The sequence below is a fragment of the Bordetella genomosp. 11 genome (assembly GCF_002261215.1).
GTDB lineage: Bacteria > Pseudomonadota > Gammaproteobacteria > Burkholderiales > Burkholderiaceae_B > Bordetella_C.
Genome location: NZ_NEVS01000004.1, coordinates 4,233,622 through 4,248,217, shown reverse-complemented (window position 1 = coordinate 4,248,217; position 14,596 = coordinate 4,233,622). Strand labels below are relative to the sequence as shown.

12 protein-coding genes and 2 pseudogenes are annotated in these 14,596 nt (G+C 63.3%); 2 read left to right on the top strand and 12 right to left on the bottom strand.

Features of this window, described 5'->3' with window-relative positions; all coding sequences use genetic code 11:
- Nucleotides 1–128 precede the first annotated feature (128 nt).
- The 4 genes from CAL28_RS26680 to CAL28_RS26665 all read right to left on the bottom strand — a co-directional run bounded on the left by CAL28_RS26680 (nt 129) and on the right by CAL28_RS26665 (nt 2,817).
- Nucleotides 129–986, bottom strand: coding sequence for a replication initiator protein A (locus tag CAL28_RS26680; protein WP_066126617.1), 858 nt, complete (start codon nt 984–986; stop codon nt 129–131).
- A 26-nt stretch (nt 987–1,012) separates the two neighbouring features.
- The gene (locus CAL28_RS26675; protein WP_066126615.1) at nt 1,013–1,294 is read right to left on the bottom strand and encodes a helix-turn-helix transcriptional regulator; all 282 of its coding nucleotides are present in this window, start codon (nt 1,292–1,294) and stop codon (nt 1,013–1,015) included.
- 83 nt (nt 1,295–1,377) lie between these two features.
- Nucleotides 1,378–2,127, bottom strand: coding sequence for a DUF2285 domain-containing protein (locus CAL28_RS26670; protein WP_066126525.1), 750 nt, complete (start codon nt 2,125–2,127; stop codon nt 1,378–1,380).
- 342 nt (nt 2,128–2,469) lie between these two features.
- Nucleotides 2,470–2,817, bottom strand: coding sequence for a DUF2958 domain-containing protein (locus CAL28_RS26665; RefSeq protein WP_066126524.1), 348 nt, complete (start codon nt 2,815–2,817; stop codon nt 2,470–2,472).
- Nucleotides 2,818–3,040: 223 nt separating this feature from the next.
- Here CAL28_RS26665 and CAL28_RS26660 point away from each other — a divergent pair, with 223 nt between their 5' ends.
- Nucleotides 3,041–3,334 (top strand): helix-turn-helix domain-containing protein, encoded by a 294-nt coding sequence (locus CAL28_RS26660; RefSeq protein ID WP_082853004.1) that lies wholly within the window; start codon nt 3,041–3,043, stop codon nt 3,332–3,334.
- 369 nt (nt 3,335–3,703) lie between these two features.
- On the opposite strand, the gene CAL28_RS26655 is transcribed toward CAL28_RS26660, so the two are convergent.
- Nucleotides 3,704–4,018, bottom strand: a complete 315-nt coding sequence (locus CAL28_RS26655) for a DUF736 domain-containing protein (RefSeq protein ID WP_066126521.1) — start codon at nt 4,016–4,018, stop codon at nt 3,704–3,706.
- 828 nt (nt 4,019–4,846) lie between these two features.
- Between CAL28_RS26655 and CAL28_RS29650 the strand changes: the two genes are divergently transcribed.
- The gene (locus CAL28_RS29650; protein WP_175218203.1) at nt 4,847–5,908 is read left to right on the top strand and encodes a tetratricopeptide repeat protein; all 1,062 of its coding nucleotides are present in this window, start codon (nt 4,847–4,849) and stop codon (nt 5,906–5,908) included.
- A gap of 47 nt (nt 5,909–5,955) precedes the next feature.
- On the opposite strand, the pseudogene CAL28_RS26645 reads toward CAL28_RS29650, so the two are convergent.
- The 7 genes and pseudogenes from CAL28_RS26645 to CAL28_RS26615 all read right to left on the bottom strand — a co-directional run bounded on the left by CAL28_RS26645 (nt 5,956) and on the right by CAL28_RS26615 (nt 14,588).
- Nucleotides 5,956–6,168, bottom strand: a pseudogene (locus CAL28_RS26645) (hypothetical protein).
- 61 nt (nt 6,169–6,229) lie between these two features.
- Complete coding sequence (locus CAL28_RS26640) at nt 6,230–8,281, bottom strand: ParB/RepB/Spo0J family partition protein (RefSeq protein ID WP_066126520.1); 2,052 nt, start codon at nt 8,279–8,281, stop codon at nt 6,230–6,232.
- 65 nt (nt 8,282–8,346) lie between these two features.
- Nucleotides 8,347–9,172, bottom strand: a pseudogene (locus CAL28_RS26635) (DUF932 domain-containing protein).
- Between the two features lie 730 nt (nt 9,173–9,902).
- A protein-coding gene (locus CAL28_RS26630) for an IS3 family transposase (protein WP_407922726.1) occupies nt 9,903–11,038 on the bottom strand; the annotation gives its coding sequence in 2 pieces (ribosomal slippage) (nt 9,903–10,783 and nt 10,783–11,038; 1,137 coding nt in all).
- A 65-nt stretch (nt 11,039–11,103) separates the two neighbouring features.
- Nucleotides 11,104–11,886 (bottom strand): tyrosine-type recombinase/integrase, encoded by a 783-nt coding sequence (locus CAL28_RS26625; RefSeq protein ID WP_254926244.1) that lies wholly within the window; start codon nt 11,884–11,886, stop codon nt 11,104–11,106.
- 244 nt (nt 11,887–12,130) lie between these two features.
- Nucleotides 12,131–13,651 carry an anthranilate synthase component I gene (gene trpE, locus CAL28_RS26620; protein WP_094844105.1) on the bottom strand — a complete coding sequence of 507 codons (1,521 nt, stop codon included), beginning with the start codon at nt 13,649–13,651 and terminating at the stop codon, nt 12,131–12,133.
- A 232-nt stretch (nt 13,652–13,883) separates the two neighbouring features.
- Nucleotides 13,884–14,588, bottom strand: a complete 705-nt coding sequence (locus CAL28_RS26615; RefSeq protein ID WP_094844104.1) for a phosphoglycolate phosphatase — start codon at nt 14,586–14,588, stop codon at nt 13,884–13,886.
- Nucleotides 14,589–14,596: the final 8 nt, after the last annotated feature.

Sequence of the window (14,596 nt, the reverse complement as noted above, 5' to 3'; positions counted from 1 at the left end):
GGCTGAAACCCGCGCCGTTATTGGCTTTGCGGCCGATCCGTACTCCTGATAGCACGATAGCCGTACTCCCAATAGCACGATACCTCGTACTCCTGATAGCACGAGTCCGTCCACAGGCAACGCACCGTTTATCCCCGTGCCGTGAACGGCACGGGCCGAAAGGTCAGCAGTTCGGCGCTGTTGTCCGGCATTCGCTCGATGCCCAGGACGTAGCCGGGCATCGACTGCCGCGCGACCAGCGCGCGCAGGTCGTAGGCGAAGTCCGAGAAGCGCGTGGCGCTGCCCGATTTCCGATACAGGTGCCGGAAGTCGAATTGCCAGCCGCCCGGCTGTCGCCCGCCGTGCTTGCGCACCAGTCGGTACAGCCACCGCTCGATGCCACCCGTGAGCCGGAAATATGCCGGGTCGATGGTCAGCACCAGCGCGGCATCCATGACACCCGCATAAAACCAGTCCGGCAGGATCAGCTCCAGCCCCAAGGGCGTGCCCATCGCATCGGCCAGCTCCTTCCACTCGTTGATCCACGAGAAGCGGTGCAGCCGTCTTCCCGTGGTCTCGCGGATCGACGTGGCCACCGTGGTGGACTGCAGGCGATCCAGCGCGGCCTTGAGGCGCTGGTAGTCGCGCAGCGACGTACCGCGCCCGATGAAGCGCAGGATCTCGTAGGGCGTGGCCTGCATCAGCCGCGACGGGCTTAAGCCCGCGTCGCGCGCCTCCACGATCTGCGAGGCAGCCCAGATCAGCACGTCCGCGTCCCAGATCGTGGCGATGCCGTGCTCCTGCGTGCCCTCCACTCGGATCGTGATGCCGCTGGCGCGGAAGTCGATCGGCGCCGTGCGCCGCGACTTCGCCAGCGAGAAGAACGGAAAGGCCATCAAGTCCTGGCTGTCGCGCGGCGCCATGTCGCCCGGCAGGGCGCGGAACAGGTCGAGCTGTTCGCGCTCCGGCACGGGCCGCTGCCGGGACGGCAGCGCAGGGCTGGACATGGCGAAGGCCACCCGCGCGCCAGCGATCAGCGCGCACGGCTGTCCGCCGAGTGCTGCTCGGCGTACTCGGGATCGGACGTGCTCTCGAAGCTGCGCTCGGCGGCCCAGGCATCGAGGTCGGCCACGGCGTACATGACGCGGCGGCCGAACTTGCGGAACTTGGGGCCGCCACCAAGCACGCGCTGCTTCTCCAGCGTGCGCGGCGACAGCCGCAGGTAGTCGGCGGCTTCGTCGTTGGTGAGATAGCGCTGCGGCTGCGCAGCGGAAGCAATGGGAGCGGCGGCAGGCCGCAAGGGAGCAGGACGCATGGTGAGAACCTCCATCGGTTGCAGGGCTCCGGCCACACAGCGCAACCGGATGGAGGCAGTCTCAGAAAACGAAGCCCTCTTGCTCAGGGTCGTTTTGCGCTCTCTTCAAAACGACCCTTCTCAAGCGGCGGCAGTTGTGCTAGGCGGCGATAGCCGCCGCGCATCAACGCATCGCCGCGCCGTACCAGGCGGCGAACCTTGGAACGCAGGCCGCCGTCGCTGTACCAGCCGGCCGCGGCATCGACGCCGAACAAGCCCTCGGCCACGTCACGCAAGGACGCGCCCGCGAGGGTGGCGTCGAGCGCCTGCAGGGTGTGTAGCTCCAGCAGCGCCGCAGGCGGTGGCCTGGGCCGCGCCATTGGCGCAGGCGTGTCGGGCACATGCGTGGTGCCGCGACCGCGGTGGGCGTAAGCCATGGCCATGCCGTCCTCCAGGCTAGGCGCCAGCGCATAGCGCAGGCAATGGCCTGAACTGCGCGCGATCAGCGCCAGGCCCTTGCCGTCATGCAACAGTTGCTTGTGACCGGGGATGCACCAGAAGGCGAAGGCCGCAGCGTCAGGCGGCGGATCGGCATCCGGGTGGAGCTGCACCACGGCCTCATGGCCGGGGAGCCAGGCCGGATGCGCGTCACGCGCATCCAGGGCCGGGTCTTCCAGCAGACGCAAGCCCCAGCGATGCGCAGCATCGAGGCGGCGCGCACGGTGCAGCCAGTCAAGCCGGTAATCGGGATGGCGGCGCAGATACTCCCAGGCCAGTGCCAGCGTATCCAGGCACAGCACGTAGAGGTAGGCGGCAGTCGGATACCAGTGCGCGAGGTGGTGCGGTTCGGCCATGACGCAAACTCCCGTAGAGCAGGACGGCCGTCACCGGTTTCACACGCAAACGTCACCGCATCGAACTAGCATCCAATCGTGAATAAGCTGGTAGATTAGTAACTTGCGTGTCAAGACGAAAGGCATCCGATGGATTGCATGGATCGTCTGAATGCGACGGTGGCGCGCGAGGAAATGCGCGCCTCCTGCGCTATCCACCGTGCCCGATGGCACGGCTGGCGTCATGACCGTTTGCGTCAGGGTGGCACTGGTTTGGTGCAACAGTGCGGACTAAGACCTGATGGGTCTGGAGCAAGACCAAAATAGCCTCAATGCGCCCGGCTTGGCTTCGGCGCGCACGGCTCAATCGAGGACGGAACCGTTCTCCTGAGCCAGCCGCAGGTACTCCGACAACGGGCGCACCGCCCGGAAATACCGGTCCCGCATGACGGGTTGCTGGCGTGGCCCGACGATGGTCGCCAGGTCGGAAAGTTTCACCGTCCCCAACTCGGGCATGCTGATTCCCAGGTCGATCAGGCCGTAGGCCGTGTCCCCATCGACGGGATCGAGCGAGGTCAGCAGCCAGGTGGCGTGCGCATCTGGCGTGAACAACCGCACCACGGGCAACGGGTCATTGGCCAAGCCAGCGGCCAGGACCCGGCCGTGTTCCAGCAGTTGCTTGCGCTCGTCCTCGGTGATGAGCTGGTTCATGGGCGTCCCCTCATTCGCACAGAACCGCCGAAGCGTGAAAGCGCAAAACCGCATCGGCGGGTTTGTGGAAAGGTACGGATGCGGCTTTGCGCCTCTGTGAGAAGCCGCAGATACGGATTTCCGTAAAAGCACGAAAGCGGCAGGCGGGCATAGTTGAACACTATAGATTGTAGTCCTATAGGGCGCAATCGGCTGTCATCTTGGATTTTGGGGAGATCCAGGGTTGGCAGCGAAACATACATTGTCGGAGGCACTAAAGACCATCAGGAAAGCACGTGGTTTGAGCCAGGAAGCGTTCTCGGACGTGTCCAGCCGCACCTACATGAGCACGCTGGAGCGCGACCTCAAAAGCCCTACCTTGAACAAGCTGGCCGAGCTGTGCGAGGTCATGGAGATTCATCCGCTCACGCTGCTGACGCTGGCCTATGCCGGCGGCGACCTGCAGCAGGTCGATCAGCTTCTGGTGCAGGTGCGCCAGGAGTTGGAGACTGTGGCGAAGAAGAGTGACACGCCATAGCGTGCGTCATCGCTGGCGTGGCCGATCCGGCGCCGCCGGTTCGGGGACTGCAGGGGCGCCAAGCATCGCGCGGCGGGGATAGGCCGCAGAGCTTTCCCCCGGAGGTAAGCGCAGCGCGCAGCGCCATCGGCGCGAAGCTGCGATAGGGATTGAAGCCGAATGGCCATGACGGCGAAGTCGGCATGGGGCGCAGCCCGCAAAGCCCGGTCGGCGCAGTGCGCCGAATCGCCCAGCATCCGCCCTGGCACCATGAGGTCATGGTGATGCTGCCCGACCACCACTATCACGAAGCTGGAAGAGCCAAGCCTTCCAGTCTGCTGATCCACGCAGTACAGCGCCCCGCCGCAGCGGGCGGGGCGCTGGCGGCCGTCAGGCCGCCTGGGGTTTGCTGCGCGACCAGATCAGGTCGTGCGTGCCGTTCTCACCTTCGATCAGGCGGGCGTAGACCGTGGCCGGGAACGAAGGATCGTCAAGGGTCACGGAGATGTACTCGCGCCCGGCCTCGCTGGTCTTCTTCCACGCCGCGCCGATGTCGTGACTGGCGGCCTGCAGGCGGAAGTCCGGAGCCTTCTCGTTGTCGCCCTTGTCGTTGGGCACCAGTTTGACCTTGACGTTGAGCATCAGGGTGCGAAGCGTGCCGGTGAAGCCGTCTTTGTCTGCGGTGAAGCTGCCGATGTTGGCCATGATGAAACTCCTTTTGGTGGAACAAGGTTCGCGCCCATCGCGTCCTTGTTGTGATCCGGCCGGCGGGGGACGGGCGGGCTGCACCGCTTGCGGTCGCAACGCAGTGGAGAGCCGGGAGGCGAAAAGAATTTGGCCCGCGAGGAATGCGCGCAGCGCAGGGGAAATTGTTTTCGCCGGACGGTTGCAGCCATGAAGCCCGAGGCGCAGCCGCGCCACCGCCAGGATTCACAACAACACAAGGACGCCTTGGGCCGAACCGCATCGAAAGGAGACAGAGCCGACTCGGCATCCCCGCATGAAGGCTGCACTGGCCCGCCCACTGACGCAGGCCAGGTCAACCACCCGACGACAAGCGAGAACGCCCCGGCCGCACCTTGCGGGGCCGGTCTTGAGGCGTGGCGTGGAAGCTCCATAGCGATGCCGGGCGGGATGTTCGTGAACCGTCCTTCGTGACGTGATGGGCAAGAACCGCCAGCGTTGAGGACGGCACGCATTCGCACAACCTGCCGCAGCAAGCACCAGCGTGTTCGCCAGCTCTGTCCATTGCGGCGGGGCGCTGGCCGGGCCGCAATGGCGCAGCCGGTTTGGCAGCATTGAGGGACACCAAGCTGTGGCACAGCGGGGATAGAACGTCTTTGGCACGATGCTGATGACGGTTGTTCCTGCGTCCTCACTATGCGCTGCATCTCCACTTCAAAAAATAGATCTCCCTGTTTTGGGCTTTGGAGCAGTTGGGCCGATTTATGATGCTGCGCGTCCAAGCCAAACCTTGTGTATTTTCTGGCCAAGCAAGTTATTGATTCATATAAATAAACCATGAACCCTAGGATGAAGTTCCTTTTGAAGACGATGCAAGGAGTGGCGCTGCTTGCAGCTTGTGCAGCAACATCGGCAAGCACGCTAACTCCCTATTTAGATTCAAACATCATCTACATCAAGCTTGAAGGCCGGATCGAAGAAGGTGATCCTTATCGCTTGATGCAAGTCCTAAATACCTCCAAGGCCAAGAACTTCAAGGTCTGGGGACTAATCCTCAAATCTCCTGGAGGAAGCGTTGAGGCTGGATTGCAACTGGCATCGATCGTCCGACAAAATGGCCTGTCGACCCACGTAAGCGCCAACGACATTTGTGCAAGTGCCTGCTTCTACCCATTTGCAGCGGGCGTTTATCGGTGGGCCGACACCAATGCGCGTGTAGGAGTTCATAGCGCCGCAGAAAACGGAAGGGAGACAGACAGAGCAACAGCCGCAACGATCCGTTTCTCTAGAGTGCTCGCCACGTTGGACGTGCCTGATGCCATTCTCGGCAAAATCGTCAAGACGCCGCCAGAGAAAACATACTTTCTCACGCCGCAAGACCTAGCCTCCATGGGCGTGCAGTTCATACCTACTCCTGCTAGCAAAATTCAGAACATCCTGGCAGATGCTGGTATGAGTGCGCAAAAAATACGTGACCCAATTCAAGACAGAAAGCGCGCTCGTGAGCTAAACCAGTTGGGATTGGATGAGCTGCGCGATGGCCGCATTGAAAAGGCTGTAGCTACGCTGACTGAGGCTGCAACGCTATATCCATTCGACGCGGAAATCCTTGGAAACTTAGGCTATGCACAATATTTGCAAGGCATACATGATGCAGCACTTGGCACACTTTTAACGGCGTTAAAAGTGCAACCCACCCGAGCTGCAACGCTCCAAAACCTGGGCTTGGTATACGCGGAACTAGGCAAATCAACGCAGGCGGCTCAATATTTCCTTGCCTACGTGAAAGCGGCCAAGAACACACAGGTGGCTCTGGATACGCTGCAAAAATGGGCCGTCGATACGACACGCCCGGAACGCGCGCAAGCAGCGCTGCTAGCTGTGAACTCACTCAACGATCCCAGCATGTGAGCATGCTTGGCTTTGTATTTGCAGATCGGGCGCGGTGCTAACGATGCTTATTCCTTCGTCTCGATGATCCACCACACGGCCCGCGCCAAGGCACGGCCCGTGATGGGGTGAATGTCGGTGAGGTCGGCGCAGGCCATCCAGCCCGAGGGCGGACGTTAGCCGCGCACGTCGCCCTCGCCGTGCCAGCGGCGTGCGCGCACGGTGCCGGGGACGTAGATTGCCGCCATGCGTGGGCAACTGGTGGTATTGATGGTGGGCATGGTTCGGCTCCCTGCGGCAAAGCGCCCCGGCCTTGGCCGGGGCGCTTGCCTTCGGCATGGGTCAGGCGGCCAATACTTTAGCGGGTTCATCCGCCTCGGTGGCGACGTCCTCCGCACCGTTCTGCGGGTCTGCCTCCGGCGCGTCTGCCGTATTGAAGATGGCAGGCATCCAGGCCGTGCCCTTCGCCAGCCGCTCGGCCTCGCTGGCAATGTCGGCCTTCTTGAGCTTCGCCAGCCGATTGACGCTCTCGGGCGCAAATTCGCCCACGGCTTGCAGAACCACAGCCTTCGGAACGTGTTTGAAATACCCCTCGGCGGTCGGCTGCCACCACGTGGCCATGTCAAGGCCCACGGCCTGCGCCAGTTCCGCGCCCGGCTGCTGCACCGTGGCACGCGGCGTCACCACGTCCACCGTCGAAGCCACGCACACGGCCAGCAGCTTGACCAGTTCGCCTTGCTCCATCTCCAGCAGCGCGGCGAACAGTTCGGCACTGTCCTCGGGCAGCTTACCGCTCCATGCCTCTTGCAGTTCGCGCAGGGCCACAGCGGCGGGCGACTCGGGCCAGTCCGGGGCCATGCCTTCCAGCCGGTCTTGCACTTTCAGGCTCACGCCCAGCGGCATATCGTGGCCGTAGTAGCGGCTCTGCAAGACGGTCTGCACCATGCCATGCACCAGCGCGGCCAACGCGACTTGCGGATGCCGGGCGGCTTCGATTTGCAGCGCGGCGGTGCGATGGGCGCTCAGGCGCTGGGCCAGTCGGTCGGAAATCGCTGCGGCCTTCGGCTGCATGTCTTCCTCGCCTTCGTCATCGTTCGCGGCATCTGGGTCGCTGAACCCTTGGCGCAGCCTTTCGAGCGTGCGCAGCGCCTTGGCCTCGGCTTCACGCAGCAGCCCCCGATGAATCACGGCCTCGCCGTTGCGGTCGATGGTGACGATGGCACCGGCTGCGGCCTTCACGTTCGCGCCGTATCCCTGCAAGCCTTCTTCCAGCGCTTGCAACTGCTCGCCCAGGGCTTCGCCTTCCTCCTGCAAGGCATCGGCCTTGTCCGCGTCGTCGGAGTCCGTCGCGGCATCAATGGCTTCGGCCACCTCCTGCATCTTGGCTTGCAGCTTCTCGATGCGTTGTGCTTCGCGCTTGCTCGGTTCGCGGCGCTCCCTCGGCGCACGCTGGAAAGCGTGCAGATCGGCATGGGTCATGCCCGGCGTGGCATCGGCCCAAGCCCAGCCCTCGGCCCTCACCTCGGCGGCGATGCCCGCCAGCTTGTCTTGCGCCAGCCGCTCCAGCAATGCGGCGTCGGTCAGGTACACGCCCGCATCGCCTTCCGCGAACAGATCACGGCGAACTCCGCCGCCCGCCTGCTCGTAGGCGTCCAGCCCGACGAAGCGCACCAGCGGATGCCGGTAGGCATCAATCTCGCGCTCGGTGAGGCGGTCGCGCAGGTCGGATGGCTGGCGCTGCCATTGCGGCGCATCGTAGAAGGCACTTTCCTGCGCGCCGTGGTCGTCGGTGATGGACAACGCCATCAACTGATCCAGCGTCACGGCATCGGCCCGATAGTCCGCCATCAGGCGTGGCGAAACATTCGCCAGCTTCAAGCGGCGCTGCACCACCAGCGGCGTGACGGAGAAATCCGCCGCAATGTCCTCGATGGGCCGGCCTTCGGCCACCAGCGCCGCAAAGGCTTCAAACTGGTCTGCGGGGTGCATGGCTTCGCGCTGCACGTTCTCGGTGAGGCTGGCGGTGCGTGCCGTGCCATCGGCCACCTGCAGGCAAGGCACCTGCCAATCCTTGGCGATGCGGTGTTTCTTCGCCAGCAGCTTCAAAGCTGCAAGGCGACGGCCACCGGCCACCACCTCGTAATGCTTGCCATCGGCGGATGCAATGACGATGAGGTTTTGCAGCAGGCCCACGCGCTGGATGGACGCCGCCAGTTCGGGGATGGGCATGCGCGGGACGGTCTTGCGCACGTTGCGGCCCGTGAGGCGCAGCACCAGCCGCGACAGCGGAACCAGAATCATGTGCTTGCTCGGGTCGGCGGCTTGCAGCACATTCGCGTCGCTGCTGGCTGCGGTGTTGACGGCGCGGGCTTCGGTGTAGGTAATAGCGTTCATGGTGAATCTCCAATCGAGTGAAACAAGGGAATGGAGGGGAAACCGCCCCTCCGGCGGAGGAACGGTCAAGCCTTGAGGGCGCGCATGCCATCGGCCAGCAGCCACAGGGCACGGTTCAGGCGAATGTCCGAATCAATGCCCTGCACGGGGCGGGTCTGCTGTCTGCGGCCATTGGCGGCGCGGCCATGCAATCCGCCCTTGGTCAGGTTCTCCTGCGTGCGGTTGAACACGCTCCACAGGTCGGGGCGGCGGTCGTCGAAGCGGCGCGGCATCAGGATTTGCGATTCCGTGATGGGCGCGGGCTTAGTCGGGTCGTCGTACTTGAGGGCCAGCGCGGCGCGGGCGAACACTTCCGATTCCCCGGCATCCAACGTGATGGCCTGCATGGATTCGCGCGATTCCTGCGCATGCTCGAAACCACTCAATACCTGATAGGCGCCCTCGATGACGTGCCCGGCCACGTCGCCTTTGTGGGGCACGCGCACATCGCCCACGGTGTCGCCGCAGACAAGGCCATTGCTGCAAACGAAGCGGAACATGCCGCCCAGCAATTGATAGCTGCTCGTGCCGTCGTGCGAGTTCAGCAGGATGATTTCGTTGGCTTCGCGGGCGTTGATCTGGTTGGCATGACGCAGGCGCAGCATGTGTTTCGTGTGCTCGCGCCGACCCTCGTTGCGCACGCGGGTCTGGCACACCCATGAAGGGTTGAAACCCCTCCTTGCGAAGCTCGGTCAACACGGCAGCCGTGGGGATGTAGGCGTATCGCTCGGAGCGGCTCTCATGCGGGGCATCCGCGAAGATGGACGGGGCCACCCTGCGAATCTGGTCATCGGACAGCGGGGTTTCGCTGCGCAGCGCGGGGGAGTGGGAAGCAAAACGGGTTGCAAGCATGTCGTTCTCCTGAACAAAAAGGCTGTTGAAGAAAACCGCACACCGGATTCCAAGATTCGGAGCCCAGCCTTTGTGGCTGTTCGGTGCGGTCGGCACGAGGAACCCGGTTGGCCCTGTTGCCACCGTCTTTCCTGAGTTCATCGCCCGCGGCCAAAGGAGCGCGCGGACGGGGGCCGTCAAGGAAACAAGCGCAGGGTGGGTGCGGCCCGCAGGCGCAGCCGAGGACACGGCCCTGCGCGCCTTGATGGCTCACGGGAGCGGGCTACAGTCGCGGACAAGGTGATGGAGTCAGGGAAGACGGCTGGACCTGGCAACGGTCCTCCCTGTGTGCCGACCGCACGGCAAGCGAAGCGCGCAGGCCCGGATCTGGAAGCCGGGCCGGAGGCGTCAGCCGAGCGGAGCGAGGGAACGATGGAAGCCCGAAGGGGGCGAGACGCCGTGGCCGAAGGGTGCGGCGGCTCGATGCGCTATGCGCACGACAGCGCGACCGGCCATGCCCCCTTGGCCGGGACGCCCACGCAAGTCACCCCAAACTTCAACAAATAAAGATACTTGTTGTAAATTGTGACTTGGACGGAAGTCGTATCTTTAGCCGCAAAGAAACATCAGGAGAAAAAATGACGCGTAGAGCCTTTTACAGCTTTCACTACCAGCCAGACAACTGGAGAGCTGCCCTGACCTGCCCCCTTTTGCCGTGCCATTCATAACGAGGAAGTCCGGGGTTGCAAGATTAGTTGATCTCGATGGTGGTTGAGCTGGTTTGAGCTGCATCGCCAGCGCGCTGGCGATGCAGCTCGGCGAACTTGGCCGGTGGCATTCGCCCGCAGCTGCTATGCGGGCGGACCTCGTTGTAGTCCTGGCGCCAGAGCGTGATGGCCGACCGGGCCTGCTGCAGCGTCTCGAACCACTGCTCGTTCAGGCACTCGTCCCTGAACTTGCCGTTGAAGCTCTCGATGTAGCCGTTCTGCATGGGGCGTCCCGGCTCGATCAGGATGTGACGGATGCCGTGGGCCTGCGCCCAGCCCATGAAGGCCCGGCTGGTGAACTCCGGACCGTTGTCGGTGCGCACGGCCTGCGGGTAGCCCCTGAACACGGCCGCTTGATCCAGCAGTCGCGTAACGTATTGCCCCGAGATTCCCCAGTCCACCGAGATGCTCACGCACTCGTGGCTGAAGTCATCGGCCACGGTCAAGCACTTGATGCGCCGTCCCGTGCTCAGGCTGTCGCTGACGAAGTCCATGCTCCACACCTCATTGACCGTCGTGGCCAGTTGCAGCGGCACGCGTTCGTTGGCGGGGCGTTTGACCTTCTTGCGCTTGCGCACCGCCAAGTTGGCGGCGCTGTACAGGCGGTAGACGCGCTTGTGGTTCACAGCCGGGAAGTGCGGGCGCAGCATGTCGTGGATGCGCCGATAGCCGAAGCGCCGGCGTGCATGCGCGATCTCGACGATCTTGCTGCTGAGCTCTTGGGTCATGGCATCGGTCTCGGGTGGGTGGCGGTAGCTGTCGCGGGAGAGCCCCACAAGCCTGCAGGCGCGCCGCTCGCTCAGATCGCATTGCTCGATCATGGTGGCGATGGCCGCGCGCTTGGCCTGTGGGGCTAGCGCTTTACCCCGAAGGCCGTATTCAGCGCGTGGATGTCCAGATGGGCCTCTGCCAACAGCTTCTTGAGCTTGTTGTTCTCGGCCTCGAGTTCACGCAGCCGCCGGGCGTCGGGCACGTCCATCCCACCGTACTTGGCACGCCATTTGTAGAAGGTCGCGTCGCTGAAGCCGCCTTTGCGGCACAGATCCTTGATCGGCAAACCGGCCTCGGCCTGCTTGATGAAACCGATGATCTGCTCCTCGGTAAATCTGCTCTTTCTCATGTCCGTCATTCTCCAAGTTGACGGACTTCGCTGCCATTACGCTGGTACGGCTGGGAGGGGGCAGGTCACGCTGCATCAAGATCAAATTCTTCCCAGGTCGATTTACGCAATTCGACAGTTCGGACATACGTCAGCGCCATTAGCTTTAATGCTAAGACCGTTGTGCGGTAACCACCCTCACCATCAACCCGATTCAGAAAATCGGGAATCTCGGCCCATGTCAGCGGGGGATTGTGGCGGACTTGCGGACGCTTCACCAACCCCTTTAGTAAGGAGGCCGGGTCGAACTCGCAGATTCCTTGAGCGGCAGCGTAGGAGAAAATCTGGCCGCACCACTGCCGGATCAAAATTGCGACAGTCTTTGCGCCTCTATTCGCCACCTCCTTGATTATCGGGCGGAGATGTGGCGCTCTAATGGTGCTGATCGGCAGCTTGCCGAGCTTTGGGAAAACGTCTTTTTCGAGGTAGGTTGTGACTTGCCCACGGTAGTAGTCACTCCAGTGTGCATTGCTGACGATCCACTCTTTGGCGGTTGACTCGAAAGTGTGTTCGTAAGCCTCGACCTGCAACGCGACCTTGGCCTTCTTTTCGACGATGGGGTCGATGCCTTGCCTGACAAGGGACTTGGCCCAGTCACGCTCTGCGCGCGCGAGCTCCAACGACACTTTGGGGTATACGCCGATGGAGTAGACCTGGGAGGCTCCTCCCAGACGATAGCGATACCACCATAGCTTGCTGCCGTTGGTTTGAACGCGAAGAAAGAGGCTTCCACCGTCACGAAGTTGGTAGACCTTCGGACCTGGCTGTGCTGTCTCGACCTTGCGAGCGGATAAGAGATTGAGTGCCATGTGTATAACGCCTCCACTTTGCCCCGTTACACACAGCATTACACACTTTAGCAGTGGATTTGTCCAGCTTTCAGTAGCCGTCCGCAGACACTCAACTCAATAAAATCAATAACTTATCTGAACTCAGTAGATGTTGTTGGATGTTGATGGACGCCAATGTTAGTTGTCGATCATCAAGAGGCTCATGGCTTCAACCCTTGTTATCCGTTCGGTGTGAAAGTCCCGCGTGGCGGCCGCGAGGCCGTCAGATGGGCTGGTCCAGTCCGTTCTGGACCTGTTCGGCCGCTCGCAGTACCGCGCGGGCCTTGGCTTCCGTTTCCGCCCATTCCGCTTCCGGGTTGGAGTCGGCGACGATGCCGGCCGCGGCCTGCACGTAAAGCGTGCCGTCCTTGATGACACCGGTGCGGATGGCGATGGCCACGTCCATTTCGCCGCCGTAGCTCAGGTAGCCCGCCGCGCCGCCGTAGATGCCGCGCCGCACGGGTTCGAGCTCGTCGATGATCTCCATGGCCCGCACCTTGGGCGCGCCGGTCAGCGTGCCCGCCGGGAAAGCCGCGCGCAGGACGTCCATGCTGGTCATGGCGGGATCGAGATCCCCGGCGACATTGGATACCAGGTGCATGACGTGCGAATACCGTTCGATGGCCATGGTGTCGGTGACCTTCACCGTCCCGGTTTCCGCGACGCGTCCGACGTCGTTGCGTGCCAGGTCGATCAGCATCACGTGTTCGGCGATTTCCTTGGGATCGGCGCGCAGCTCGGCGGCAAGCGTCGCGTCTTCCTCGGGCGTGCCGCCGCGCTTGCGCGTGCCGGCCAGCGGGCGGATGGTGACGCGCGACTTGGGCTTGCCGTCCTCGACGATGCGTTCCTGGCGTACCAGGATCTCTGGCGACGAGCCGACCACGTGGAAGTCGCCGAAATTCCAGAAGTACATGTACGGCGAGGGATTGAGCGAGCGCAGCGACCGGTACAGGGACAGCGGCGAATCGCGGAAGGGCTTGGTGATGACCTGCCCCACCTGTACCTGCATCAGGTCGCCCGCGGCGATGTATTCCTTCGCGCGCAGCACGGCGGCCAGGTAGTCTTGCTTCTTGAAGTCGCGCTGTTCGGCCGTCTGCATGCTGGCGTGGCTGTACGGGATCTCCACGGGCTTGCGCAGCTTCTGCCGCAAATCGCGCAGCCGCTGCTGGGCGCGGGCATAGGCTTCCGGCTGCGCCGGGTCCGCGTAGACCATCAGGTAGATGCGGCCGGCCAGGTTGTCGACGATGACCAGCTCGTCGACGTGCAGCAGCATGATGTCCGGCGTGCCTTCGTCCATGCCGGCAGGGAAGGGCTTGACCGCCGGGCCCAGGCGCGGCTCGATATGGCGCACCGTGTCATAGCCGAAGTAGCCCGCCAGGCCGCCGGCGAAGCGGGGCATGCCGGGCCGCAGCGCGACCTTGAAGCGCGCCTGGTATTGCTCGATGAAGGACAGGGGATCGCCGTGATGCGTTTCCACGACCTTGCCGTCGTGCAGCACCTCGGTGACGGTGCCGCGCGACTGGATCACCGTGCGCGCGGGCAGGCCGATGAAGGAATAGCGGCCGAAGCGCTCGCCGCCCACCACCGATTCCAGCAGGCAGGTCATGCGGCCGTTTTCCGGCCCGGAGTGCGCCAGCTTCAGGTAGATGCCAAGCGGCGTGTCGAGGTCCGCATAGGTGTCGGCGACCAGGGGGATGCGGTTGTATCCCTGGTGGGCAAGGGCTTTGAATTCCAGTTCGGTCATATCGGTCTCGTGTCGGTCTTTTGATGTCGAGCCGGGCGAAAAAGCAAAAAGCCCGGCCAGTGTTCTGGTTCCGGGCTTGGGGATTTTGCTGGATTCGGCGCCTGACCGCATACGCGTCGGACGCCGGGGAATGCCTTATCGCCACCCGGATGCCAAACGCCACCAGCGCCACGAGGCGCCAGGCAGTTGCGTCAGGACAGGGGCGATCATTTTTGCGATTCGGGTATGGATGTCAGTGGGCCGCGCTGGTGGACGGAAGGTTGTTTTCCCGATTGATCCAATGCGCGGCTTCAACGAGAGACGACACTATACCATCGACGTCCAGCGTTCGCACGTCCACCCCTTCGTTGTAGCCGTAGGGCACCACCAGCACCCGCGTGCCGGCGTCGCGCCCGGCCTGGGAGTCGTTGATGGAGTCGCCGATGGTCACAGCCCGTTCCGGGGAGACCCCCAGCAGCGAGCAGGCATGCAGCATGGGCTGGGGGTCGGGTTTCTTCCGCGCGCAGGTATCGCCGCAGACCACGGCGGCGAAAAAACCGGCCAGGCCCGTGCGCTGCAGGAGCGGCATCGTGAACTCGGTGGGCTTGTTGGTGACGACCGCCATCTTCAGCCCCTGGTCGCGCATGGTCTTGAGCCCGTCGAGCACGCCGTCGAATATCACGGCCTTGTCGCCGTTCACCAGGTGATAGTGACGGGAGAAAGAGGTGCGTGCCCGGGCGTACAGGTCCGGGTCCAGGTCGCCGTGTTCCTGGGCACCGGCCAGCGTGCGCTGCACGAGCCGGTCCACGCCCTTGCCGACGAAGGTCGCGATGACGTCCTCGCGAAGCGGCGGCATGCCGAGCTCCATGCGCATGGCATTGGCGGCCGTGGCGAGGTCCGGCACGGAATCCAGAAGGGTGCCGTCCAGATCCAACAGCGCGGCTTGGAAGAACTTCATGAGAGGGA